General features: G+C 52.2%; 17 protein-coding genes. 10 read left to right on the top strand and 7 right to left on the bottom strand.

What is annotated here, in order from left to right; all coding sequences use genetic code 11:
• The first annotated feature begins 206 nt into the window (after positions 1-206).
• Positions 207-1,580, top strand: coding sequence for an aminopeptidase P family protein (locus tag Q0Z70_RS09330; protein WP_298073889.1), 1,374 nt, complete (start codon positions 207-209; stop codon positions 1,578-1,580).
• A gap of 55 nt (positions 1,581-1,635) precedes the next feature.
• On the opposite strand, the gene Q0Z70_RS09325 is transcribed toward Q0Z70_RS09330, so the two are convergent.
• Together Q0Z70_RS09325 and Q0Z70_RS09320 are read right to left on the bottom strand one after the other, a co-directional pair.
• Positions 1,636-3,021: a HAMP domain-containing sensor histidine kinase gene (locus Q0Z70_RS09325; RefSeq protein ID WP_298073878.1), complete on the bottom strand. Its 1,386-nt coding sequence runs from the start codon at positions 3,019-3,021 to the stop codon at positions 1,636-1,638.
• 83 nt (positions 3,022-3,104) lie between these two features.
• A complete protein-coding gene (locus tag Q0Z70_RS09320; RefSeq protein WP_298073876.1) occupies positions 3,105-4,778 on the bottom strand; it encodes a nucleoside kinase in 1,674 nt (557 codons plus the stop codon).
• An 83-nt stretch (positions 4,779-4,861) separates the two neighbouring features.
• Here Q0Z70_RS09320 and Q0Z70_RS09315 point away from each other — a divergent pair, with 83 nt between their 5' ends.
• From Q0Z70_RS09315 to Q0Z70_RS09295, 5 genes are all read left to right on the top strand, one after another.
• Positions 4,862-6,559, top strand: coding sequence for a Na/Pi cotransporter family protein (locus Q0Z70_RS09315; RefSeq protein ID WP_298073874.1), 1,698 nt, complete (start codon positions 4,862-4,864; stop codon positions 6,557-6,559).
• 148 nt (positions 6,560-6,707) lie between these two features.
• Positions 6,708-9,395 carry a calcium-translocating P-type ATPase, PMCA-type gene (locus Q0Z70_RS09310; protein ID WP_298073871.1) on the top strand — a complete coding sequence of 896 codons (2,688 nt, stop codon included), beginning with the start codon at positions 6,708-6,710 and terminating at the stop codon, positions 9,393-9,395.
• A gap of 5 nt (positions 9,396-9,400) precedes the next feature.
• Positions 9,401-10,021 (top strand): HAD family phosphatase, encoded by a 621-nt coding sequence (locus Q0Z70_RS09305; RefSeq protein WP_298073887.1) that lies wholly within the window; start codon positions 9,401-9,403, stop codon positions 10,019-10,021.
• Between the two features lie 11 nt (positions 10,022-10,032).
• A complete protein-coding gene (gene ribF / locus Q0Z70_RS09300; RefSeq protein WP_298073885.1) occupies positions 10,033-10,989 on the top strand; it encodes a riboflavin biosynthesis protein RibF in 957 nt (318 codons plus the stop codon).
• 360 nt (positions 10,990-11,349) lie between these two features.
• On the top strand, positions 11,350-12,135 hold the full coding sequence (locus Q0Z70_RS09295) for a CPBP family intramembrane glutamic endopeptidase (RefSeq protein WP_366807243.1): 786 nt from the start codon (positions 11,350-11,352) through the stop codon (positions 12,133-12,135).
• 201 nt (positions 12,136-12,336) lie between these two features.
• On the opposite strand, the gene Q0Z70_RS09290 is transcribed toward Q0Z70_RS09295, so the two are convergent.
• Positions 12,337-13,239, bottom strand: coding sequence for a helix-turn-helix domain-containing protein (locus Q0Z70_RS09290; RefSeq protein ID WP_298073869.1), 903 nt, complete (start codon positions 13,237-13,239; stop codon positions 12,337-12,339).
• 301 nt (positions 13,240-13,540) lie between these two features.
• Between Q0Z70_RS09290 and Q0Z70_RS09285 the strand changes: the two genes are divergently transcribed.
• Both Q0Z70_RS09285 and Q0Z70_RS09280 read left to right on the top strand, forming a co-directional pair.
• Positions 13,541-15,022, top strand: coding sequence for an aldo/keto reductase (locus Q0Z70_RS09285; protein WP_298073867.1), 1,482 nt, complete (start codon positions 13,541-13,543; stop codon positions 15,020-15,022).
• Between the two features lie 26 nt (positions 15,023-15,048).
• Entirely contained in the window at positions 15,049-15,378 is a 330-nt protein-coding gene (locus Q0Z70_RS09280; protein WP_298073866.1) for a TIGR04076 family protein, read from the top strand.
• 133 nt (positions 15,379-15,511) lie between these two features.
• Here Q0Z70_RS09280 and Q0Z70_RS09275 read toward each other — a convergent pair whose 3' ends face one another.
• The 4 genes from Q0Z70_RS09275 to Q0Z70_RS09260 form a co-directional block, all read right to left on the bottom strand.
• Entirely contained in the window at positions 15,512-17,506 is a 1,995-nt protein-coding gene (locus tag Q0Z70_RS09275; protein WP_298073865.1) for a glycoside hydrolase family 97 protein, read from the bottom strand.
• A 206-nt stretch (positions 17,507-17,712) separates the two neighbouring features.
• On the bottom strand, positions 17,713-20,619 hold the full coding sequence (locus Q0Z70_RS09270) for a glycoside hydrolase family 3 N-terminal domain-containing protein (protein WP_298073882.1): 2,907 nt from the start codon (positions 20,617-20,619) through the stop codon (positions 17,713-17,715).
• Positions 20,620-20,773: 154 nt separating this feature from the next.
• Positions 20,774-21,625, bottom strand: coding sequence for a bifunctional UDP-sugar hydrolase/5'-nucleotidase (locus Q0Z70_RS09265; protein ID WP_298073880.1), 852 nt, complete (start codon positions 21,623-21,625; stop codon positions 20,774-20,776).
• A gap of 34 nt (positions 21,626-21,659) precedes the next feature.
• Positions 21,660-22,436 (bottom strand): 5'-nucleotidase C-terminal domain-containing protein, encoded by a 777-nt coding sequence (locus Q0Z70_RS09260; RefSeq protein ID WP_298073862.1) that lies wholly within the window; start codon positions 22,434-22,436, stop codon positions 21,660-21,662.
• Between the two features lie 380 nt (positions 22,437-22,816).
• On the opposite strand from Q0Z70_RS09260, the gene rplS reads away from it, so the two are divergent.
• Together rplS and Q0Z70_RS09250 are read left to right on the top strand one after the other, a co-directional pair.
• Positions 22,817-23,170 carry a 50S ribosomal protein L19 gene (gene rplS, locus Q0Z70_RS09255; protein ID WP_298073860.1) on the top strand — a complete coding sequence of 118 codons (354 nt, stop codon included), beginning with the start codon at positions 22,817-22,819 and terminating at the stop codon, positions 23,168-23,170.
• 921 nt (positions 23,171-24,091) lie between these two features.
• A complete protein-coding gene (locus tag Q0Z70_RS09250; RefSeq protein WP_298073859.1) occupies positions 24,092-25,384 on the top strand; it encodes a DUF4143 domain-containing protein in 1,293 nt (430 codons plus the stop codon).
• The last annotated feature ends 95 nt before the right edge of the window (positions 25,385-25,479 follow it).

Here is a 25,479-nt window from a genome sequence, read left to right as displayed (position 1 = left end):
TTTTATTAACAGATTTTCACCGAATACGGGTGCCCCGTTTTTGGCGGGCCGGAGGAAAGTGCTTACCTTTGCTCCTGCCGACAAGGGAAAAGCCCGACGCGCCCCCGCCGAAGCCCTTCCCCTTGCAGCACGAGAGAGAATTGAAAACAGGAAAACGACAAACACGAAACGAAACCGACCGTAAGAAACTGAAAACGAGTGAAACTATGTTTGGAAAAGAGACATACATACAGCGCAGAGCCCGGCTGAAGGAAACAGTTGGCTCAGGAGTCCTCCTCTTCCTCGGAAACGACGAACAGGGACTGAACTACGAGGATAACACGTTCCGCTACCGGCAGGACTCGACGTTCCTCTACTACTTCGGCCTGTCCTTTGCAGGGCTGTCGGCCATCATCGACATCGACGAAGACCGCGAAATCATTTTCGGCGACGAACTGAGCATCGACTACATCGTCTGGATGGGAACGCAGCCGACGCTGCACGAAAAGGCAGCAGCGGTGGGAATAGCAGACACGCGGCCGGCTGCCCACATCACGGCCTACCTGCATAAGGCCGTTCAGAAGGGTCAGAGCATCCACTACCTGCCGCCCTATCGCGCCGAACACAAGCTGAAGCTCCTCGACTGGCTGGGACTGCCCGTCGCCCGCCAGGAAGGCTCCGTGCCCTTCATCCGCGCCGTCGTGGCACAGCGTAACTACAAGACCGACGAAGAGATTGCCGAGATAGAGCGCGCCTGCGACGTGACCGCCGACATGCACATCGCCGCCATGAAATGCATCCGGCCCGGCATGTACGAATACGAGGTGACGGCCGAAATGAACCGCGTGGCCGAGAGCCGGAACTGCGAGCTTTCGTTCGCCACCATCGCCACCGTCAACGGCCAGACGCTGCATAACCACTATCACGGCAACGTCATCCGTCCGGGCGACCTCTTCCTCATCGACGCCGGAGCCGAGCTGCCTTCGGGCTACTGCGGCGACATGTCGTCCACCGTCCCCGCCGACAAGACTTTCACGCCCCGCCAACGGGCCGTCTACGAAATACAGAACGCCATGCACCGCGCCTCCGTCGACGCCCTGCGCCCCGGCATCCCCTACATGGACGTCTACGACCTTTCGGCCCGCGTCATGGTGGAGGGGCTGAAAGACCTGGGGCTGATGAAGGGCAATGCCGAAGATGCCGTCCGCGAAGGAGCGCACGCACTGTTCTATCCGCACGGCCTGGGCCACATGATGGGCCTCGACGTGCACGACATGGAGAACCTGGGCGAACAGTGGGTAGGCTACGACGGCCGGCCCAAGAGCACCCAGTTCGGCCGGAAAAGCCAGCGGCTTGCCATCCCCCTGGAGCCGGGATTTGTCCACACCGTAGAGCCGGGCATCTACTTCATCCCCGAACTGATAGACCTGTGGCGCGGCCAGCGGAAATTCACCGACTTCATCAACTACGACAAGGTGGAGGAATACCGCCGCTTCGGAGGCATCCGTAACGAAGAAGACTATCTCATAACCGCCGGGGGCGCCCGCCGCTTGGGCAAAAAAATTCCACTTACCCCTGAGGAAGTGGAAGCCCTGCGCTGAAGCAGGCAAGGAGAAGAGTTCCCCCCAATCTATCCTTCTCCGATCCGAAACGGATTCAAGGCCGTTGCTCCAGCACAAAGCGGGCGCCCTTTATATAGCTCTCGTCGAGCGTCAGCGTGCCCTTCATGCGGATGGCCATGAGCGAGCAGATGGGCAGGCCGAGGCCGTCGCCCTGCGTCAGATCCTTGATTTCGCTGAAAGGTTTGAAGAGGCATCCGCGCTGTTCTTCGGGGATGCCGCAGCCCGTATCGGTCACGATGAACTGCTGGACGTGCGCCCCGCGCTTCCTGAATTCGAGCGTCACCTTGCCCCCTTCGGGCGTATGGTGGACGGCATTCTCCAGCAGGTGGAGCAGGACGTGCTCCAGAGGTTCGGGGCACAGGCGGACGTTCAGCTTCGGCGCATTCACTGCCAGGACGAGGTCTTTCGTATTCGCCTGCCGGATTTTATCCATCACCGCCTCGCAGAAGATGTTCACGTTCTTCTCCTCCGCCTCGTAAGGCTCGGAAAGCGACTGCTCCAGTTCGGACAGCTCCTGGATGTGCTGCGCGAAGCCCCGCAGGGCCTGTACGCCCGGCTGGCGGTCGTCCATCGTGGCGAGCGTGGGTTCCATCTGGGCCGAGATGTTCTGGATGAAGCGCGTCTTCAGCTCGTTATGCTCGTTGGCCAGTGCGATGGCCTTCTTCTGCCGGCGGCTCCGCACGAAGAAGTGCAGCAGGATGGCCGCCGCCCCCACCAAAGCTGCCGCCAGAAGGACGGAGAGGACGCAGAGGCCGACGATGAAATACTGCTTGGCGGCGAGGGAGCGGTCTTTCTCTTCGATTGTCCGAAGGCTCGTGTCGTACTGCTGCTTCAGCGTGTCGTAGCGGGTTTGGGCCTCCTCGGCCTGCCGTCGGCAGCTCTCCCCGATCAGTCGGCGGACGACGCCGTCGCCCTTCTCGTTCTGCCGCAGGGTGTAGTAGTAGGCGGCCTGGGTGTAGAGAAGGTCGGTCTTCAGCGAGTCGGTATCGGCCTTCTTCACGAGGCTCTCCAACAAATCGAGCTGGGTCTTGGCATTGCCCGGCTTGCCCACGTTCAGATAGATGCGCACCCGCTCCTTGACGATGGGGTAGCGCAGGGCGGGCATCGGCGCTCCGCCTTTCTGTTCGCCGGCGGCCACTGCCTGCTCGGCGCGGTTCAGCACCTCGAAGGCCTCCTTATAGTAGTTCTCCCGATGATAGAGTCCGCAGGCCTGGACGCCGCACGCGACGGCCCGGTCATAGTCGCCCTCCTCCGCATAAGCGCTGAAGGCCTGGAGGAAGAAATAGCGGGCCGTGACGTAGGCATGCTTGTCGAGACTCTCCTGTGCCTGCTTCATCAAGTCGGCGGCACGATTCTGTGCATGGCCGTAGCCGCAGAAACATAAAGCGGACACCAGCCCTATGAGAAGTATCTTTTTCATACAAATATGTTTTTATCGCGTGCAAAGGTAAGCAAAATATGCCATTTCGTATGAAAAAGACAAAAAAGATATTTCCTCCTTCCTTAATATTTGAAGCTGCTCCCGCCCAGAAACTCACGCAGAAGCGAGGTGGGCGGTATCTCCTTATCCTGCACGGGGGTGAAGTATTTGATGAACTTCAGCAGGCGGTAGGCCTCGGCATATTCGGGACAATTTCGCGGCACGCTGTTCAAGATAGGCTCGGCATGGCTGCGCAGCACCGCCAGCTCGAAGAGCAGGGCCGAGTTGAACATGACATCCGCGTTCTCCTGATAGGGGAAAATCCATTTGTCCTCGCCCGCACGCACGCTCGGCCATCGCGAGATGGTCTCCTGTGCCGAATAGCCCCGGTAGTTGTAGTCGCGGATAATGCGGCGTATCAGGCGGTTGTCCGTCGTGGGTATCCAGTTATGGTCGTCCAGCGAGATGGTGGTGAGGGCCGATACATAAATCTTGTACTTGTTCTCACGGGAGATTTGGGGCGTCAGTTCGGGGTTCAGCGCATGGATGCCCTCCAGGATAAGGATGACATGCTCGTCGATGCGGAGCCTGTCGCCCTTGAACTCCTTCTTTCCAGTGGTGAAGTTGAAGCGGGGCAGCTCCACCTCCTCGCCGCGCAGCAGGGCCTGAAGATGCTCGTTGAAGAGCTTGAGATCGAGCGCATAGAGCGACTCGTAGTCGTAGTTCCCCTTCTCGTCGAGCGGGGTCTGCTCGCGATCGACGAAGTAATCGTCCAGTGAGATGGGATAGGGATGCAGCCCGTTGGCCATGAGCTGCACGCTGAGCCGCTTGCTGAAGGTCGTCTTGCCCGAAGACGAGGGGCCGGAAATCAGCACCAACTGCGCGCGGGTGCCGTTCTCCGTCCGCCGGAGGATGTCATCCGCTATCTGGGCTATCTTCTTCTCTTGTAAGGCTTCCGCCACATTGATAAGGTCGGTGGCATGCCCGTCCAGGCAAGCCCGGTTCACGTCGCCCACGCTGCTCAGCCCCATGATGTGGTTCCACCGCAGGTGCTCCTTGAAGACGTCGAGCATTTTCTCCTGCTTCACGACCTCTTCCAGCACATCGGGGTTTTCTTTGTTGGGGATGCGAAGCAGCAGGCCGTCGTAATACTTCACGACATCGAACAGCTTGATGAACCCCGTGCTGGGGAGCAAGTTGCCGTAATAATAGTCGATGGTGTCCCCCAGCGTATAATAATAGGTATAGAGCGAACCCGACGTCTCCAGCAGTTTCACCTTGTCGTCCATGCCCCGCTCGCTAAATACGCGCACGGCCTCCTGGGTGTGGCATTCCGTGCGATGGAAAGGAATGTCCTCGGCTATGAGTTCCTGCATCCGCTTCTTGATGGCCTGCACGTCTTCCAGCTCGATGGGCCGCCCGATATGCAGGCTGCAGAAATAGCCCTTGGACACAGGGTGCTCCACGTAGAGCTTGCCTTCGGGAAACAATTCCTCCACCGCCTTATAGAGAATGAAGCAAAGCGAGCGTACATACGTGCGCATGCCCGACGGGGTGCGTACATCGAGAAACTCGACATCCTTGTTGTTATACACCCGGAAAGTAAGCCCCTCGGAGCGGTTATTGACCTTCGCACTCACCACCTGATAGGGGAAATTGAGATTTAACCCGGAATAAATCTCCAAAAGTGAGCTTCCGATAGGGAATTCTTTATAAATATTATTATTTTTGCAGCAAATTTCTACCATGTGTTTCATAAGCTTTCTTCTATGGAGTTTGAGAGCACTAAAGGTAAGTTTAATTAACCCATGAAGCAAAGAAACCCTTTAAATAATTAAAGATGGAGTATTCTTTTTATGATTTTTTAAAGCTGCTCGGCTCGTTGGCTTTATTCCTCTATGGAATGAAGATTATGAGCGAAGGCCTTCAAAAGTTTGCCGGAGACCGGCTTAGGAAGATTTTGACGGCAATGACCACCAATCGGGGTACCGGTGTGCTGACCGGCGTACTGATAACCGCCTTGGTACAATCGTCTTCTGCGACTACCGTTATGGTAGTCAGCTTCGTGAACGCCGGGCTGCTGACCCTCTCCCAATCCATCGGCGTCATCATGGGTGCCAATATCGGAACTACGGTCACGGCGTGGATTATTTCCGCCTTGGGCTTCAAAATCGACATCGCCGCTTTCGCCCTTCCGCTGCTGGCCATTGGCATCCCGCTCATCTTTTCCCAAAAGAGTAACCGCAAGTCGGCCGGCGAGTTTCTTTTCGGCTTCTCCTTCCTGTTCATGGGCCTCTCCTACTTGAAAAACAATGCCCCCGACTTGAGCCAAAACCCCGATATGCTCTCCTTCGTACAGAACTATACGGATATGGGGTTCCTCTCCATTCTGCTCTTTGTTCTCGTCGGTACGGTATTGACCATCATTGTACAAGCCTCGGCCGCCACTATGGCCATTACATTGATTATGTGCGCCAATGGCTGGATTAGCTTTGAGCTGGGTGCCGCATTGGTATTGGGCGAAAACATCGGCACTACCATTACGGCCAATTTGGCGGCATTGACGGGTAATACCCAAGCCCGCCGGGCGGCATTGGCACACTTGGTATTCAATATCTTCGGCGTCATTTGGGTGCTTATTCTTTTCGTCCCTTTCACGAATGCCGTGTCTTGGTTCGTGGTCAATGTGATGGGTTCTACCGACCCTGCGGTGGCGGTTCCCTTCAAACTTGCCGCTTTCCATACGGCTTTCAACATCTGTAACGTATTGATATTGGCATGGTTCGTTCCCTTCATCGAGCGTACCGTATGCGCCCTCATCCCCCTCAAGGAGCAGGACGAGGAATATCGCTTACGCTTCATTTCGGGCGGTATGCTTTCTACGGCCGAACTTTCCATCTTGCAGGCAAACAAAGAAATCCATCTCTTTGCCGAGCGCACACGCCGCATGTTCGGCATGGTGAGCGACTTGCTGCATACGGAAAAGGACGACGACTTCAATCGCGTCTTCAGCCGGGTGGAAAAGTATGAGAACATCAGCGATAGCATGGAACTGGAGATTGCCAACTACCTGAATCAGGTATCCGAAGGACGTTTAAGTTCGGAAAGTAAGTTACAGATACGAGGCATGCTCCGCGAAGTGACCGAAATAGAAAGCATCGGAGACAGCTGCTATAACTTGGCCCGTACAATCAACCGTAAGCGCCAAGCCAATGAGGACTTCAACGAAAAGCAGTACGATCATATCCATTGCATGATGAAGCTGGCCGACGAAGCCCTTACCCAAATGATCGCAGTGGTAGCGCGCACCGAGCATCATCCGGTCGATGTAAACAAGTCCTACAACCTGGAAAACGAAATCAATAATTACCGAAACCAATTGAAAAATCAGAACATCATAGATGTAAACAACAAGGAATACAGCTATCAAATGGGCGTCTACTACATGGACATCATCGCCGAGTGCGAGAAATTGGGCGATTACGTAGTGAATGTAGTGGAGGCCAGCTGCGACATTAAAGAAAAGAAGGCTCCGTGATTACGAGGCTCCCCTTTCCGTTTTCTTCCATCCATGAGCGACCTCAAATCGGGGCTTCCCCAATCGTCGGGCAGGTGTATTCAAAGGAAGGGCCGGATGCAATGCCATTATTTTGTGGCCGCCCAATTAAAAAACATGAACAATCCGCATGAGCGTAACGAAAGGAAATACCAATCATATCGGGCTGACCGACGAAGAAGTACGCCGAAACCGTGCCGAACATGGGGCAAATTTGCTGACACCTCCCGAACGTCCCTCCCTGCTCAAGCTCTATCTGGAGAAGTTTCAAGACCCTGTCATAAAAATACTGCTTGCCGCCGCCTTGTTTTCACTAATCATTTCGATTGTTGAAAATGAATATGCCGAAACAATCGGCATCATCGCCGCTATTCTATTGGCTACAAGTATCGGCTTCTTCTTCGAATACGATGCCAACAAGAAGTTCGACCTGCTGAACACTGTCAACGAAGAGACGCCGGTCAAGGTAGTCCGTAACGGGCACATACAGGAAGTACCCCGCAAGGATGTGGTGGTAGGCGATGTCGCCATTCTGGAGACCGGTGAAGAAATGCCGGCCGACGGAACCTTGTTAGAGGGCGTTTCGTTACAAGTAAATGAATCTAATCTGACCGGAGAACCGACGGTTTCTAAAACGGTTATCGAAGCCGACTTCGATAAGGAAGCCACGTATCCTTCCAACCGGGTGCTGCGCGGTACGACGGTGGTCGATGGTCATGGCATGATGCGTGTCGAAGCCGTAGGCGACGGTACTGAAATCGGTAAGGTGGCCCGTCAAAGTACGGAACAGACAACCGAGCCTACCCCGTTGAATATCCAGCTTACCAAACTGGCCAACCTGATTGGCAAGATTGGTTTTACCGTAGCCGGACTGACCTTTGCCATCTTCTTTGTGAAAGATGTCATCCTCTTTTACGACTTTTCTTCTTTCCACAAATTCGCCGATTGGTTACCTGCCCTGCAAGCCACGCTAAAATACTTTATGATGTCCGTCACATTGATTGTAGTGGCCGTGCCCGAAGGCTTGCCGATGAGCGTTACCCTGAGTCTGGCACTGAACATGCGCCGCATGCTCTCCACCAATAACTTGGTACGCAAGATGCATGCCTGCGAGACAATGGGCGCCATCACCGTCATCTGTACTGACAAGACGGGTACGTTGACACAGAACCAGATGCAAGTGTACGCCCCCGGCTTCTACGGGCTGAAGAACTGTGGCGAACTGGCCGACGACGAACTGAGCCGTGTGGTGAAGGAAGGCATCAGCGCCAATTCCACTGCTTTCCTCGAAGAGGCGGACGGAAAAATAAAGGGCATAGGCAATCCCACCGAAACAGCTCTGCTCTTATGGCTCAACAAGCAGGGGCAGGACTATCTGAAGCTGCGCGAAGCGGCACAGATAGTGGATCAGCTGACCTTCTCGACCGAACGCAAGTACATGGCCACGCTGGTGCAGTCTCCCCTCCTGAATAAGAAAGTGCTCTATGTGAAGGGTGCTCCTGAAATAGTCTTGGCTCAATGCAAGGACGTGATATTGGACGGCAAGCGTACCGATGTCGCTGCCTGCCGCTCCACCATCGAAGCCCAACTGCGGGACTATCAGAACATGGCCATGCGTACTCTGGGCTTCGCTTATAAAATCGTTGCCGACGACGATACGCGTGATTGCGCTTCCCTAATGACAGATGGCGACCTCTCGTTTGTGGGCGTGGCAGCCATCAGTGACCCCATCCGCCCGGATGTGCCTGCCGCTGTGCAGAAGTGCCGGTCAGCCGGCATCAGCGTGATGATTGTAACGGGCGATACGCCGGGCACTGCTACAGAGATTGCCCGCCAGATAGGCCTGTGGAAGCCTGAAGACACGGAACGTAACCACATTACCGGCTCCGACTTTGCAGCCCTGAGTGATGAAGAGGCACTCGACCGGGTGATGGATTTGAAGATTATGTCGCGTGCACGCCCTACGGACAAACAGCGCCTCGTACAACTGCTCCAGCAGAAAGGAGCGGTGGTAGCCGTAACGGGCGACGGCACGAACGATGCTCCCGCCCTGAACCATGCACAGGTAGGTCTCTCTATGGGCACGGGGACATCTGTAGCCAAGGAAGCCGGCGACATTACCCTGCTGGACGACTCGTTCAGCAGCATCGGTACCGCCGTCATGTGGGGGCGTTCGCTCTACAAGAACATCCAGCGTTTCATCGTCTTCCAGCTCACCATCAACTTCGTAGCCCTGTTCATCGTACTGCTGGGCTCGCTGGCAGATACCGATCTGCCACTCACCGTGACGCAGATGTTGTGGGTAAATCTCATCATGGATACCTTTGCCGCCCTGGCATTGGCCTCCATTCCGCCCAGCGAAAGCGTGATGAAGGAGAAACCCCGCAAGCCGACCGATTTCATCATCACCAAGCCCATGCAGAGGATGATATTCGGTGTAGGCTCGCTCTTTGCCGGCATCCTGATGGGCATGCTGCTCTATTTTGAACGGGGAGGCCTGACGGTGCGCGAACTGACTGTTTTCTTCACTTTCTTCGTGATGCTTCAGTTCTGGAACCTCTTCAATGCCCGTGCGTTCGGCGCAGCCGACTCTGCCTTCAAAGGCATCTCGAAGTCCTATGGCATGGAGTTCATCGCGTTGGCTATCTTGGTGGGGCAGTTCCTCATCGTACAGTTCGGTGGCGCCGTATTCCGCACTGTGCCGCTCGACGGACAAACATGGCTGCTGATCACCGTTTCTTCCTCACCGGTACTATGGATAGGTGAGCTGATACGTTGGGTTCAGCGTTTACGAAAAAATAAAGAACAACAAATGTAAGCATGATGGATTTGCAAGGAATAGATACACTGATTATAGACTTCGGCGGCGTGCTGATAGATCTCGACCGCCAACGCTGCATCGACCGTTTCAACGAATTGGGCATTACTAACGTACAGGCGATGCTCGACGTCTGCCACCAGCAGGGGTTCTTCCTGCTTCACGAGAAAGGGCTGACTACCGATGCAGAGTTCCGCGACGAAATTCGCCGGACAACAGGGGTAAATGTAACTGACGCGCAGATAGACGAAGCGTGGAACAGCTTCCTGATAGGTATTCCCTCCTACAAGCTCGACTTGCTGCTGGAGCTTCGCCACCGCTACAAGCTCTACTTGCTGAGCAACACCAACGGCATCCACTGGCAATGGTCTCTCCGCCATGTATTCTCCTATAAAGGCCATCGCGTGGAAGATTTCTTCGACCGTATCTTCCTCTCCTACGAGATGAAACTGGCCAAGCCCGATATAGCCATCTTCCAACAAATGCTGGCCGAGACGGGAGCCGATCCGGCCCGTTCGCTATTTCTTGATGATGCCGAAAGCAACTGCCGTGCGGCCGAAACACTGGGAATACGCACCTACATGCCGAAGGCGCACGAAGACTGGGGTCATTTGTTCAAAAGCTGAAAAAGACCGTGTTGCAAATATCCGATATTCCAGTAAAGCAGATACGCCCAAGTGTGGCCACCATCGGTTTCTTCGACGGTGTGCATCGAGGCCACCGTTTTCTGCTCAACCAGATACAGGTCGCAGCAGCCGAACAGGGAATGGCTTCAACGGTGATTACCTTCCCCGTTCATCCGCGCTGTGTGATGCAGCCCGACTTTCGTGCCGAACTGCTGACTACGTGCGACGAAAAGCTGGCATTACTGGATGAATCAGGGTCGGATTATTGCCTGCTGCTCGACTTCACACCCACCCTGGCCGCACTTTCTGCCCGGCAGTTCATGGAACTTTTAATACACCGCTACAATATCCGCGCACTCTTCATCGGCTACGACCACCGCTTCGGCCACAACCGTTGCGAGGGTTTCGACGACTACGTGCGCTATGGCCGCGAACTGGGCATTCAAGTCCTGCCCGGCAAAGTCTGCCTGCCTGCCTCCCTGGATATTCCGGGAGAAACAGGCGAAGACTTGCGTGTCAGTTCGTCCAGCATCCGCCGTCTGCTCCACGAGGGCGAGGTAGCCCGCGCAGCCGATTACTTGGGTTACCGCTACTTCCTGAACGGCACGGTGGGAAGCGGTTTCCAGGTAGGCCACAAGCTGGGCTATCCCACAGCCAACCTCAACGTCGACGCCCCCAACAAACTCATTCCCGCCCGCGGTGTCTATGCAGTCCGCGTCACAGTAGACGGCCGTACCTACGGCGGCATGCTGAACATCGGCTGCCGTCCTACGCTGGACAATGGCGCCAACCGCACCATCGAAGTGCACATCTTCGACTTCGATGCCGACATTTACCACCATCCCCTGCGTATCACCTTTGTGCAGCGCATCCGTCCCGAACGGAAGTTCGACTCGCTCGACTCACTGGCCGCACAGCTTCATCGCGATGCCGCCGAGGCGCATGCCTTGCTTTCCCCTTCCCGTTAATGGGTCAGGCCGTACTCCGTGACCCTGCCACACAGTGCTTCGTTACAGGCTAACACAGTGCTTCGTCAGGTCGTCATACAGTGCTTTGTCAGGGTGTCACGCAGTGCTTTATCAGACTCTCATGCAGTGCTTCGTCAGAGTGCCCGAAATCAGATTTACCGTTTTATTTGGTAGTCTCAGAAAAATATTTAATCTTTGCACATTGAAAAAAGGGATAAATACTTATCGGGCAACAGAAACAATATCATTAAAAAGGGTTGAGTTATGAAAGCAGTTAGCATGTGCATCACGGTTCTGATTATATTGTTCACCATCATGGCAGCATTTATCGGCAATCTGATAACCGGCATTTAATAACAGATGAAAAGGGGAAACGCCATAAAGACAGTTATCAAATTAATCTTGATTTATTATCTGTTGCAGATATTTGGTTCGCTGGTAGCTGCACCGTGTGTGATGATTTACGAGTTTGTCACCACGGGGACACTTGATATTACGACAGTGCAGACAGAAGCCATCGTTCCGGCCATGCTGACAGGCTTTGTGTTTATCGCCATCTATTTGTGGAGAAACGGCTATTTAGTCGATGACGGTCGGATATATGCCTTTACTCCCTACTCCCGACTGGGATGGGGACTGCTGGCAGGCGTATCGGGCATGTGTCTGACAGACGTGCTGATGTCGCAACTGACGTTCCTGCCCGACCTGATGAAACAAACATTCGATGCACTGCAATCCGGCTGGACGGGCATTCTCTGCATAGTGCTGTTAGGGCCTATATTGGAAGAGTTCGTGTTCCGCAGAGCCGTTATGAAAGCGTTGTTACAGAAGTATTCTCCGGCAGTGTCCATCCTCATTTCCGGCCTGTTGTTCGGTGTGGTTCATCTCAATCCCGCACAGATTGTCAATGCCTCAATCATGGGCTTCCTGCTGGCATGGATTTACTGGCGCACGCAAAGTCTGATACCCTGCATCCTCATCCATGTATTGAACAACAGTCTTTCTGTCTATCTGAATTTGAATTATCCAGAAGCGGAGACAACAACCGAATTATTAGGTAAATCCGTGTTGATTGGCGAAACGGTATCGGCGTTTGTCCTATTCCTCCTCTCCGTAAGAAAGCTGAGTGCCGCGACATCCTCCTGAAGATGGGCGCAGAGCGAAAGTCATAAGTTTTCTCCACCCACATCGCGAAAGGTTGCTCTCTCTTTAAGGGGCAGAATGTTCTCAACTTTCACGTGAGTTCGAAATAATATTTATAGACATATAAACTGCCCGTCATTGATAAAGTTTACATCCATGACGGGCTTCTTTTCATAGAAATGGGGATTGGAAAGAAACTGTTTTTTATGCTATTGCACTATTCACAAACTCTTTTGGAGTACATCCGACTTGTTTTTTAAAGAAACGGAGAAAATGTTGTGGATATTGAAAGCCTATCATATCGGCTACCTGCTTTGTATTCAGGTTCGCATCCAGCAAAGCACTTTTGGCAACCTCTGCAATTTTGAGTTGAATGTGTTCTTGTGCGGTCTTGCCTGTTTCACTTTTTACCAAATCGCCGAAATAGTTTGGCGAAAGGCAGATCTTGTCTGCAAAGTATTTCACAGTAGGCAACCCGTGCAGTTTTGCCATACCGGAATCCCAATATTCACTCAACATACGCTCGAAGCGTACAAGCACACCGTTGTTCAATTCTTCACGAGTAACAAACTGTCTCTCATAGAAACGCATACAATAGTTGAGCAGCACCTCTATGTTAGAAACAATCAGCGACTTGGAAAACTTGTCGATAGGGTGCTGTAACTCTTGGGCGATCTTCTCCATATAATCTTGAAGAATGATGCGCTCTTCGGTCGATAGATGTAACGCCTCATTGGAAGCGTAAGAGAAGAACGAATACTGTTTCATCTTCTGTCCCAACGAGGTACGGTGCAGAAAATCGGGATGAAACAATAGGCCGACGGCATCTGGAGCAGGACCGTCCTCCAGTCGATGGATGCCGACGGTCTGTCCCGGAGCAAAACTGACGACTGTTTCGTCATCGAAATCATAGACTGTCTTTCCGTAGTTGATAATACATCCGGTCGTCTTTTTGAGAAACAACGCATAAAAGCCCAGCGTCATCCGGTGGGTAGGCTGCGGCACGGAACTGTCGAAATGCACGATGCCAACCAACGGATGGCGTGTTTCAAACTCGAAAAAACGGTTATATTGTTCGATGGTGTCCGCTTTTATTATCTGATCCATATTCTATAAACTTTTCTTTTAATAACGTAATGTTTCGTACAAAGGAAATACATTTTCACCGATAATAAAAGCATCGTAGAGCAAAACACATAATTTGGGTACTTCTGCCCGTAAGATAGGTAGCGTGTCGCATGACAGAACGCCCTAATTTTGCAGCTATACATGATATGTAAAAGATAAATGATGTAATTGAAAGAATGCAAAACGGAGAGTGAATTACGGAAACAGATTTCGACTTCTCCGCTTGCGTGAAGAAGTCGAGCGTTCCTTCAAAATAATCTTAAATAATAAAGAGATGAGAATGTGGCTATTATCTGTAATATTGCCGGGACTGTTGCTGACTGCCAATGCTTGCAGCCCGACCGACGAATCGGTGAAAACCGAAGAAACCCCGTCCGTACCCAACCCGGAACCGAATCACGACTCTACATCTGACCCACAATCTGCAAGTGACCGTGTCTTGGTAGTCTATTTTTCCTGTACGAATACGACCAAAGGTATTGCCGACCGGATTGTCGAAACGACCGGAGCGGCGGCGTGGCGCATTGAGCCGGAAGTAGCTTACACATCCGAGGATTTGAATTACAACGATTCATCATCCCGTGCCAACCGCGAACAGAACGATCCGTCGGCACGTCCTGCCATCAAAGGCAAGTGCGATGCTTTGGCCGACTGCAACGTGGTTTTCCTTGGTTATCCCATCTGGTGGGGAATGGCTCCGAAAGGCATCTATACTTTCCTCGAAAGTCACGACCTTACGGACAAGACCGTCGTTCCGTTCTGTACCTCACATTCCAGCGGTGTCGGGTCAAGCGATACCGACCTGCACCGTCTGGCAACCGGTTCCGAATGGAAACAGGGACGACGGTTCAGCGGAAACGAATCAAAAGAAACGATAAATAATTGGATTGAAAGTATGAACCTGAATTTTAATCATAACACGAAGGCAGGAGCATTCGACCTCTCGAAAGGAACGAATGGCAATGCCCCTACGATAAAGTTAAGCAGCGGTTACGACATGCCTATTATCGGGCTGGGGACTTACAGCCTGCACGGAGCCACTTGCGTTAATTCTGTAAAAGCTGCACTGGCTGCCGGTTTTCGCAAAATAGATACGGCACACATGTACGGCAACGAGGAGGAGGTAGGACAAGGTGTCCGCGAATCGGGCGTGCCACGTGAGGAAATCTTTGTAGCAACCAAGCTCTACCCCAATCAATACGCCGACCCCGAAGCTGCCATTGAGGAGTGCCTGCAAAAACTCAACATCGGGTACATCGACCTCATGTTGCTTCATCATCCCGGCACGGATGATGTGAAGGCATACAAAGCGATGGAGAAATATGTGGCGGCAGGTAAAATCCGCTCAATAGGAGTGTCGTGCTATTACGTCAAGGAGATAAACGATTTCCTGCCACAAGTCACCATCAAGCCCGTGCTGGTGCAGAACGAAATGCACCCGTACTATCAGGACACGGAGGTGATGGAGCATTTGCACAGCCTCGGTATCGTGACAGAGGCGTGGTATCCGCTCGGTGGAAGGGGACATCAAAAGGAACTTTTGAACGACCCTGTATTATCCGAAATTGCAGCCAGGCACAACAAATCGGTTGTACAGATAATCCTTCGATGGCACTTGCAACGAGGCGTGGTTGCCATTCCCGGTTCGAGCAACCCAGACCATATTAAAGAGAACATCTCAATTTTCGATTTCTCTCTGACCGACAACGAAATGATGCAGATTGCCGCCCTTAACCGGAACGAGAAGCACGATTGGTATTAGTATCAATGATAATAGAAAAATAGACAATGAAGAAAGTAAAAATAACCGTATTGCGTTCCACTTTCAATGAAGATTTAGCCCGCGACTACGGGATGCCGGGATTGAAACCATGCAGTCTGATGAAAGAAGGACAGGTGTTCTATGCCGAGTTGGGCAAACCCGAAGGCTTCTGCGATGGAGCGTGGCGAACCATTCATCCATACGTATTTGCTCTAGCCAATGGAGCAAAGCAGTTTTATTTCAATGATTGGGTACGCCAGCCGGGAGTCGCGATTACTTGCTGCAATGATGGATTACGTCCCGTCTTTTTCAAGTTGGAAGCAACGAATGAAGAAATTAAATCTCCTTTTATTTGATGATTAACAAAATAGCATAAGACAATGAGTAGTGTTTCGCCGAATGTGTCTGCCGGCGAAATACTACCCTTTTATCACTATGTTTCTATTTAACAGCAGATTATATCTATCCTTATTTCGAACTCACATAAAGTTATTTCTTCTGGATCTTAGCTGCATATCCACCACCCGGATACATTTTTATTTGAATCTTTCTATCGGAAGCCAATTCACCAAGCTGTCTACGATAATCCGTTCCTTTACGATGGGCATTTACTCCGTCACAGAATTGTTCAAGCTGATATTCCCCTTCAGGCAAAAAAGACAAATCAATAGTCAGTTCACGGATATTCCAATCGGTAATTCCACCTACATACCAAACATCTCCCTTACGACGGGCTGTAACAATATATTCGCCCATCTTGCCTTCCAGAGCCCTCGTCTCATCCCATACCGTAGGGATTTGTGCTATAAAATCGGTAGATTCCGGCTCACGCATATAATTAGTAGGAGCATCGCAAAGCATATTCAACGGAGACTCCAACACGACATACAACGCTAACTGACGGCAGCGCGTTCCCTGACTCATCGGTTCAGAATAGCAAGGGTAATAATGGCCCTTCGCCGCATTGTGCATCGCTCCCTGGGTGTAATCCATCGGCCCGGCAACCTGACGGATAAACGGAATCATAACATCATATTTTACTTGGTCATGGGATGCCGAAGCCCACTTCAACTGCTCCAATCCGTTGACTCCTTCAAAATTAAGGACATTGGGGTAAGTCCGATTTAAGCCTGCCGGCTTAGACGTCCCATGTAAATCAAGAACCAGCTTATACTTGGCACACATCGCAGCCGCACGGTAATTGAAATCGGTTATTATCTGGTCGTCACGATCCATGAAATCAACCTTAAAGCCCTTTATCCCCATTTCCGAATAATGACGGCAGATGTTCTCCATATCACGATTAAAAGCATAATAACCGGCCCAGAGAATAATGCCTACATTGCGCTCCTTCGCATAGTCCACCAATTCGCGTAAATCAATATCCTTGACTATCTGCATTAAATCCGCTTTTAAATTCACGGCCCATCCTTCATCCAGAATAACATATTCTATCCCTTTGGAAGCGGCAAAATCAATGTAAGCCTTATAGGTCTCATTGTTAATTCCTGTCTTAAAATCAACACCTTCCAGATTCCAATCATTCCACCATTCCCATGCCACCTTGCCCGGCTTAATCCAGGAAGTATCTTCGACACGTGAAGGAGCTGCCAGCAAATAGCTCAGATTGGAAGCGGCCAAATCCTTATCCGACGTGGAGACGATGGCTATACGCCAGGGAAACGCGCGGGCTTTCTCAACTTTGGCTATATAGTTCTCCCGTTCGGTCACCACCATCTGAAGCTGATTATGCCCGCCCTGTTTCATTTGCTTCGGATAAGGAGCAAAAACCGCACTTAACCGGTTATCTTGGGAAGCGGACAAATAAAGCCCCGGATAATTTTCCAAATGCGTTTCCGTTATACACATCTTCACACCTTCACCTACATCCACAACCAAAGGCAAAAACATCAGCCTTTGTTTATGCAACTCGGATAAAGACGCCGTTGTATATTCATTTTCAAATGAATTAAAGAACTGAGCGTCTGGATCTTTCTCATTCCAGTTTCTGACATACGGAACAGAAGCCACCGCATCAAAAGGGAAATTAAAATCAGATTGTTCCGAAATCACTTTAAAAGGGCTTTTCACATCGCTTACAAAGCGATAAGCAATGCCGTCATTATAGGCTCTAAATTCGACCCGATAATGATCTTTAAAGAACAAAACCAATTCATTATAATGATCTCTCATCTGAGCGGTGCGATAGAAGGGAGAAAACACCGTTTCGTCCACACTTTTACGACGGTTTTTTTGAATGCGGACATCATTGCCCCACACCGTTCCATTATCCAAAGTCATAGAAATAGCCGATGGAGCCATTATCTGGCGACCGTCACATACCACATCGTAGGTCAATCGTTCACCCGCCACGATCGTTGTATGTAAATTACCTGCCGGGGATTTTAAAACAAAACTTTTTTGGGCATACACCGAAATTCCCAATACACTACACCATAGTAACAATAAAACAGCCTTTCTCATAGCCAAAACAATCATTAAATTATAAAATCCAAAACTATCTCATAAAACAAATCGAGCAAACTCTATCAACGGCATCAAAGATAAAACAAACTTTATACGTTTGCAACATAGATGAACAATATAAAACCGCATCCGGCAAAATTGTTGTTTCCCATAATAAATGTACATTGTCCTGTCGAATACAGATTATACATCCCCCTTCTCTGTCATTTTCCTGTACGCAAAGCCCGGTATATCGTCTCCTGAATGCGTTCACGCACATCCAGCTCCGACAGCAGGTTGTTCCAGACATCGGGAGAAATACGGTTACTCAGAAACACATAGACAAGGCCGTTGTCGGGATCGACCCAGGCACAAGTACCCGTAAACCCCGTGTGACCATAGACGGAAGCAGGAGCGGACTCACAACACGGATTGACGCGTGCATTGCCCTGGTCCGGCTTGTCGAAGCCCAGTCCCCGACGGCTGATGCGCGAGGTCTGTGTCGTAAAGGTGTGGCAAGTCTCGGCACTCAGATAACGCTTACCCTGATAGACACCTTCGTCGAGCAGCAGCTGGCAAAGGGCGGCCACTTCGGAAGCATTCGAGAACAGGCCGGCATTGCCCGACACACCGCCTAAGAAAGCGGCCGATTCGTCGTGGACGAACCCCCGCAAAGTGGTCTTGCGCAGGAAGGTATCGGCCGAAGTAGGCACGATGTGGCGAGCGGACAGGAAAGTCAAAGGACGGAAACCGGTATGCGTCAATCCCATCGGCCCGTAGAACTCCCGCCGGAGAAACTCGTCCATCGGAAGGCCTGTACGGGCTTCAACCACCTGTTGTAGGAGGATGAACCCCACGCAGCTGTAGCGATAACGCTTGTCGAGAAGGCGTGCATCGGCAATCTTTTGCATTATCTCCTCCTTGAAGGAAGCCCGGAGCCAAAGGCTGTCGGACACCTGAACGGTGCAGCTATCGGTCTTGAACGGAGAAGTCAACCCTTCCCGGAAACGGAAATGGGGATTGCCCCACGTTTTATGCCCGATGCGGGCGGTGTGGAGACGGTCGGCGGTCGCCTTGAACAAGGGGCCGGTATAGCTTTCTTTATCAATAGCATCCTGATAAAACAAGATGGTGGAAGGCAACCCCGATTCGTGCATCAATAGTTCACGAATAGTGATACGCGCCTTGTCCGTCTCCTTCAGGAAAGGAAGATAAGTCGAGGCGTAGTCGGTCAGGTTCAGAAGGCCTTGGTCATAGAGTTTCATCACTGCCAGCAGGGTGGCCGTCATCTTGGTGAGCGAAGCGAGGTCGTAGGCATCGGTCGCCTCTACGGGGATTTTTCCTCCTTTTCCCTGTGTGCCGAAGGCCTTGTTGAACATCTCGTGCCCATCCTTCCACACGACGACCTGGCAACCGGGAAAAGCGCCCTTGCGAATGCCTTCCTCCACGATGTCGTCGATTTGGGAAAGGATGCCCGCATCCATGCCGTGCTCGTCGGGATTGTAGCGGGGAAGCGAACGCGCCTTGATGGTCACACCCTCACCCGCGGCAAAGGCTCCGCCGATACTGGCCGAAAGACGCCCGTCGGCATCCGCCACGCCATAGAGTATGTCCGCCACACCCCGTTGTACGTCCTCGTCGGAGGAATGAGCCAGGACTACGGCCGAGGCTTTCTTGAGACATCCGCCCATCCACGACTTCAACCGATAACCCTGAACGAAAAGGACATAGACCACGGGGACTTCTGGAGCGAAGGTTTCAAAGAAAGTGCGATAGGCATCCTGGTTGTCTTCCGTGACACACACCAGCACCCGCCGATAGGAAGCAAGTTTTTTCTGGAAAGCGGCACATTGTGCAGCACTCATGCCACGCATCACGTCGAAACGCTCCGGCTCGGCATAGTTGCGCAAGGTCTGCATGAAGGGCATCAGCTCCGCATGGTTACCCACGCTGACTACGGCCACGTCCTTCACCGTAGGATCCAAAGGCAGCGTCTTCTCCTCATTGCCCAGTACGGTGACGGCCGCCAGACTCAAGCGGCGCACGAGGTCGCGTGCTTGGGGCGTATTGAGTCGTGTACTGAGTCCCGAAAGGCGCACGAAAGGTTTTCGGTTCAAGCCCAGGGCATATTTGTAAGTCAGCACCTTGCGGCATCTGTACGCAATGTCTTCTTCGGACAGTTCGCCACGCTTCACGGCACGGAGCACCGCTTCGACATCTTCTTTGATGCGGCGCGGCACGAGCAGCTGGTCATGGCCCGCCTTCAACGCCTCAAGGCAGAGGGAAGTGTTCCCCGAAACGCCCTTCATGGCGAGAGCGTCCGTAAAGACCAGTCCCTTGAAGCGAAACTCATCAATCAGAAGGTCGTGCGTAATCTTGCGCGAAAGGGAGGCGGGTATTCCTTCCCTGCCCTCTATAGCGGGTACAGCCAGATGGCCCACCATGATCCCGTTCAGTCCGGCCTCTATCACTTGGCGGAAGGGGTAAAGCTCCACGCTATCCAGCCTTTCGCGCGAGAAGCGCAATGTAGGCAGAGCTTTGTGCGAATCGACATTCGTATCGCCATGGCCGGGGAAATGTTTGGCCACAGAGACTACGCCTCCGTCTTCGAGTCCGCGGGCATAGGCCACGACCTTGCGGGCCACGTTTGCAGGATCTTCCCCGAAGGAACGGGTATTGATGACGGGGTTCGAGGGATTGATGTTCACGTCGGCCACAGGAGCAAAATTGACGTGAATACCCATCTCGCGGCACTCGCGGGCCACTTCGCGTCCGTATTCGTAGAGCAGGCTATCGTTGCGGATACATCCTAAGATCATGTTGCGCGGGAAGCGGGGCGTCTCCTTCAGGCGCATGGCCAGGCCCCACTCGCCGTCCAAGGTAATCATCAGAGGCACGTCGGCCCATTCCTGAGCCAGATTGGTCAATGCCACCTGGTCGGGTACCTCGCCGGAAGAGAACAGGAGGCCTCCCACCTTGTAATCCTTCACCACCCGACGGAGCAGATCTACGTTGGCATTGTCCTGTGTAGGAGCAAGGGTATAGACGAAAAGCTGGCCGATGCGCTCGCGCAGGTTCAAGGTTCGCATGACGGAGTCCACCCATTGGCGGCAACCCGTATCGTCCCGCATTGCATAGAGGAGAGACGCCTCTCCACGAGGTGTAGAAGGAGGCGGTGCAGGCACGCTGTGGGCATCGGACATAGGACGGTTGACAAAGAACAATATCAGAACAGCCAGCAGGCAAATGCGTTTCAATGGAGTATTTTTCATGGCGGATAGAAGCTTATTTTTTTGTCAATGTCAATGTCCATACTCCTACATACACGCCGTTCCTGCCCGTATGGAATACCGGCGTCTCGTGTCCTTCGGCGTTCGGATAGAAGGCGGGAGCCTCCATGAACATGTGCGAGTGTCCGCCCAGAATGGCGTCGATGCCTGAGGTGAGCGCCACCAACTTCTCGTCGCTCGCGGCTTTAGGGTCGATGCTGCGGATACCCAAGTGCGAAAGACAGAGAACCACGTCGCAATGCGCTTCGTTACGGAGCCGGTCGGCCATAGCCTGCGCCACGGAGATGGGGTCTTTGTAAACGATGCCCTGCCATTTGTCAGCCTGTATCAGTCCCTCAGGCTGCGGAGCCAGGCCGAAGAGGCCGATGCGCAGGCCTCCGCGTTCGATAACCACATAGGGTTTCACCAATCCTTCGAGCGGTGTACCGGTCACATCGTAATTGGAGCAGACTACCGGGAAGCGGGCCATGCGGAAGAGGCGTACCATGTTCTCCATGCCGAAGTCGAATTCGTGGTTGCCGATGGTCATGGCATCGTAGCCCATAAGATTCATCAGCCGGATTTCGACCTCGCCCTTATAGAAGTTGTAGTAGGGCGTGCCCTGCGAAATGTCGCCGCAATCGAGCACGAGCGTGTTGGGATGTTCGGCGCAAAACTGGCGGACAAAAGCAGCCCGACGGGCCAATCCACCTTTGCCGGCATCGGCGTCGGCGGCATCGGGAGCCAAAGGCTCCACACGGCTATGCATGTCGCTCGTCTGGAGCAGGTAGAGTTTTTTCGTCTGCTGGGCGGAGAGGCTCAGCGCCAGACATCCGGCCAGCCAAAGCAGCATATAGATTCGTTTCATCATTGCGATAGTCCTTTCTTTCTTGAGATTACATTCATTTCTTCACCACCACACGGCCTTCGATGCGTGCTTCTATCTTCCGCCCGGCGGCGGTCTCCCGCTCCACATAGTCCATGAAGAGACCGCGGAGTGTGGCTCCTTCGGGACATCGGCGTTCTTGGGCACAGGTCAGGGCTGTCATGCCATCGTTGCCCTCGGCCAGAAAGTCGATGGTGCCCACGGTGTAGGTACGTCCCTCGTCGATGGGTTGTCCGTTCACGGTAGCCTCAAGCAGGCGGCCGTCGGCATCAATGACCAAGTTCAGCCCGCTCACGCCCTCACCACCCCGGGCGGCAATGTTGGCGCAAAGCTTTTTCAGGTCGGCTCCGCCCAGCGTAAGCACACAAAGCGAATTTTCAAAGGGCAGGATTTCGTAGATGTTCTGCGTGGTGATATTGCCCTCGGTCAGCACGTTACGGATGCCACCCATGTTGACCAATCCGACGTCGGCCGGACAGCCCAGCACGCCGGAAGCGGCCTGACGCAGAACGTCGGCAATAAGATTGGACAAGGGACTTTCGGGCCTGAAGCGATCCATCGACACGGCGGCTACGCCTTTCACCTCGCCCATCACGCTATCCACCCCGGCCTTGTAGGGCTTCAGCAACGCCAAAGCTTCCCCATCAGGGGTCGCATCCCAGACCGCATCCATCGCCACCCGCGTGCCTTCCACCTTCGTCACTTCGTATTCCGCACGGCAGGAGACCAAGCCACATACGCAGACCAACCCTACAGCCGTGATCCACTTCGAATATTTATTTTTCTTCTTCATCGTTCGTCCGTATTTTCTAACCGACACAAAAATACGAAAAAAATCGGAACAAACCAATAGGCAACGCCAATAAGAATGCCACATTTTTCCGACCGACGTTTCAAGTATCCCAAATCGCAAGCACGCACAATTCGTATAACGGAGATGACCATCATGCGAAAAGAAAGCGCCATTTCAGTCTCCGCTCCGGGTGAACAGCCCTTCAACAAAGACGAATGGCGGCTTTTCCTCACAAAAGCGCAAAAAAAACGCCGAACATTTGTGTATCCGACAAATAATTCGCACCTTTGCATCCGCTTTCGCGCAATCGCTGTCAGGAAAAAACAGAGAGAAGCCTGGTATGTTGCGTAGTAACGATAACAATTTAACCAATTAGAACAATGGATTTAATTAAAATTGCAGAAGAAGCATTTGCTACCGGCAAGCAGCACCCCAGTTTCAAGGCAGGTGATACCGTAACCGTAGCATACCGTATCGTAGAAGGTAACAAGGAACGCGTTCAGCTGTATCGCGGCGTTGTTATCAAAATTTCCGGTCATGGTGAAAAGAAGCGCTTTACCGTGCGCAAGATGTCGGGCACGATAGGGGTGGAACGTATCTTTCCCATCGAATCACCGGCTATCGACAGCATCGAAGTGAACAAGATCGGTAAAGTTCGTCGCGCCAAGTTGTACTACCTGCGCAACCTCACCGGCAAGAAAGCTCGTATCAGAGAGAAAAGAGCCAACGCCTAAGGTCAAGGCCGTCCGGCCGGAACCCGATAAAAAAGGAAAAACTTCCACAGATGAAGTACTCCCCCGGAGTTGGGTAGGTCAAACATTATCCCGTAATAGAAAGAGCTCGGTATTGTACCGGGCTTTTTCCATTTTAACCGGTTTTTCTCGAAGAAAGACGGGGCATCTGCATAATTGGAATTTTATAGCAACATAAACCCGTCGAATTTTTATCATTTTTGGGAGATTTGAGGGCCTTAAAACAGCCCTGTCACCTTAAGTGCCGGATTATCAATAAATTAGTGCGACACCTTAGGGCATTTGGTAAACATTTCCGTGAAAAAATAAAAAATACCTTTCCTTTAAAGGCAGGGTATTTTTTATTATATTTCAAAAAAGTTTGCACGGCCCCTGTCACTGTCGCAGCAACCGTCTGTATATCAGTAAATTGGTGTGACAGGACTGTTTTATCCGTGCAAAAACCCCGTTTTTCTTCCTCTTTTCTTCACGGGCAATTCTTTCCGTCCTGACGACGTGCCGGCTGACCCTCTGACGAAGTGCTTCGTCACCTCCCCATACAGCACGGCATGACACCCTCACGCAGCACTGCGTCGGAACTTCAGAAAGTGCTGCATGGCAGCGCAAGGAAATAGGGAAAAGTTACACTTGCCGCACTGCAGGCCGGTGCCCGGCTATAAATCGGAGAGTGGTTTCGGTCGGTGTCATAGGCTGTCTTCGGTTCTTCCTTCCATGCTTCGCGCAAAGGTACGGTTTATTCTCCACAGATGGAGGCGGAGAACAAAAAAAGTGTTAAAACTACCGCAAAAACACAAAGTGAACTGCCACAAAAATACAAAGTGAACTGCCACAAAAATACAAAACGGAGGTGTCTTTCTCGAAAAGAACTGTTATCTTTGCACCGGACTAAAAAGACCATATTCCATGAAATATTTGGCAAGAATCGCAGATAAGATACTTCAGGAACGCTTGGAAGCATTTGGAGCTGTCCTGATTGAAGGGCCTAAGTGGACGGGGAAGACAACCACGGCCGAGCAGCACGCTAAGAGTGTGATTAAGCTGCAAGACCCCGACAAGGCAGCGGAATATCTGACCACTGCCGCAGCCAGGCCTTCCCTGCTGCTGAAGGGCGAACAACCGAGATTGATTGACGAGTGGCAGGATGCTCCCGCCTTGTGGGATGCCGTCCGCACGGCTGTAGATAAGGAAGGAGGCAGACCGGGGCAATACATCCTGACAGGGAGCAACACGGTAGACAAGGCGAAGATACGGCATACGGGAACCGGACGCATTACCCGCATGAAGATTTATCCGATGAGCTTGTGGGAGTCTTTGGAATCGTCGGGTGAAGTCTCCATTCGGGAGCTTTTTGATAATCCTGATTATGACATCGACGGCGCTTCCGGCAAGTTGGACATTTCCGGCCTGATCCGTGCGGCCTGTCGGGGAGGATGGCCGGCATCGTTGCAGCTGCCGCAGAAATCGAACATGCTCATTGCCAAGGATTACATGAACAGTGTATGCGAGAATGATATTTCGACGGTCGACGGAAAACAGCGAAATCCCAAGATAGCCCGCAAAATCCTGAAGTCGTATGCCCGAAATATCAGTACGATAACCAAGAAAAGCAATATACTGGCCGACATCACGGCTTCGGAAGACATCACCTTGTCCATGCCGACCCTCGATGACTATATTGGGGCTTTGGAAAAGTTGTTTGTCATTCGGGATGTGGACGCCTGGTGTCCTGCCATTCGGAGCAAGACTGCCATACGCAGCTCTCCTAAACGCTGTTTTACAGACCCGTCTATTGCGGTGGCTGCCCTGAATGTGAATGCGGATGCGTTGGAAACGCAGCTGAAAACCTTCGGCTTCATCTTTGAACAGATGTGTGTCAGAGATCTGAAAGCCTATACCGCAGGTTTCAACAGCCATATTTCCTATTATCGTGACCGCTATGGATTGGAAGCGGATTGGGTCTTGCATTTGGAAGACGAGAGATATGCACTCATCGAATGCAAGCTGGGCAGCCGCGAGATAGACGAAGGCTCCCGACATCTGCTTCAGATTCGGGAGCTGGTCAGGGAGCATAACAAGGCAGAGAAGCAAGTCCCCTTACGCGAACCCGATCTACTCATTGTCCTGACAGGAGGAGACATCGCCTATACCCGCCCCGATGGAGTCAAAGTAATTCCCTTGTCCTGTTTGAAAGATTAGTTGGATAGCACAATAGCACGACGCTACATTTTTTACGTCATCTTGCAGGAAAAATATGGATAGAATAACCGGCTAAACCGGTATTTCTCTTCATA

It is taken from the genome of uncultured Bacteroides sp. (genome assembly GCF_947632445.1).
Lineage (GTDB): Bacteria > Bacteroidota > Bacteroidia > Bacteroidales > Bacteroidaceae > Bacteroides.
The sequence above is the reverse complement of the archived record's forward strand: the minus strand, read 5'-3'. Positions and strand labels throughout refer to the sequence as shown.

Coding starts and splice junctions, on each gene's coding strand:
- Q0Z70_RS09315 (WP_298073874.1), top strand. CDS start 4,862: ATGGAGTATTCTTTTTATGATTTTTTAAAGCTGCTCGGCTCGTTGGCT.
- Q0Z70_RS09310 (WP_298073871.1), top strand. CDS start 6,708: ATGAGCGTAACGAAAGGAAATACCAATCATATCGGGCTGACCGACGAA.
- Q0Z70_RS09275 (WP_298073865.1), bottom strand. CDS start 17,506: ATGAGAAAGGCTGTTTTATTGTTACTATGGTGTAGTGTATTGGGAATT.
- Q0Z70_RS09260 (WP_298073862.1), bottom strand. CDS start 22,436: ATGAAGAAGAAAAATAAATATTCGAAGTGGATCACGGCTGTAGGGTTG.
- Q0Z70_RS09265 (WP_298073880.1), bottom strand. CDS start 21,625: ATGAAACGAATCTATATGCTGCTTTGGCTGGCCGGATGTCTGGCGCTG.
- Q0Z70_RS09320 (WP_298073876.1), bottom strand. CDS start 4,778: ATGAAACACATGGTAGAAATTTGCTGCAAAAATAATAATATTTATAAA.
- Q0Z70_RS09305 (WP_298073887.1), top strand. CDS start 9,401: ATGGATTTGCAAGGAATAGATACACTGATTATAGACTTCGGCGGCGTG.
- Q0Z70_RS09295 (WP_366807243.1), top strand. CDS start 11,350: ATGAAAAGGGGAAACGCCATAAAGACAGTTATCAAATTAATCTTGATT.
- Q0Z70_RS09270 (WP_298073882.1), bottom strand. CDS start 20,619: ATGCGGGACGATACGGGTTGCCGCCAATGGGTGGACTCCGTCATGCGA.
- Q0Z70_RS09280 (WP_298073866.1), top strand. CDS start 15,049: ATGAAGAAAGTAAAAATAACCGTATTGCGTTCCACTTTCAATGAAGAT.
- rplS (WP_298073860.1), top strand. CDS start 22,817: ATGGATTTAATTAAAATTGCAGAAGAAGCATTTGCTACCGGCAAGCAG.
- Q0Z70_RS09290 (WP_298073869.1), bottom strand. CDS start 13,239: ATGGATCAGATAATAAAAGCGGACACCATCGAACAATATAACCGTTTT.
- Q0Z70_RS09250 (WP_298073859.1), top strand. CDS start 24,092: ATGAAATATTTGGCAAGAATCGCAGATAAGATACTTCAGGAACGCTTG.
- Q0Z70_RS09285 (WP_298073867.1), top strand. CDS start 13,541: ATGTGGCTATTATCTGTAATATTGCCGGGACTGTTGCTGACTGCCAAT.
- Q0Z70_RS09330 (WP_298073889.1), top strand. CDS start 207: ATGTTTGGAAAAGAGACATACATACAGCGCAGAGCCCGGCTGAAGGAA.
- Q0Z70_RS09325 (WP_298073878.1), bottom strand. CDS start 3,021: ATGAAAAAGATACTTCTCATAGGGCTGGTGTCCGCTTTATGTTTCTGC.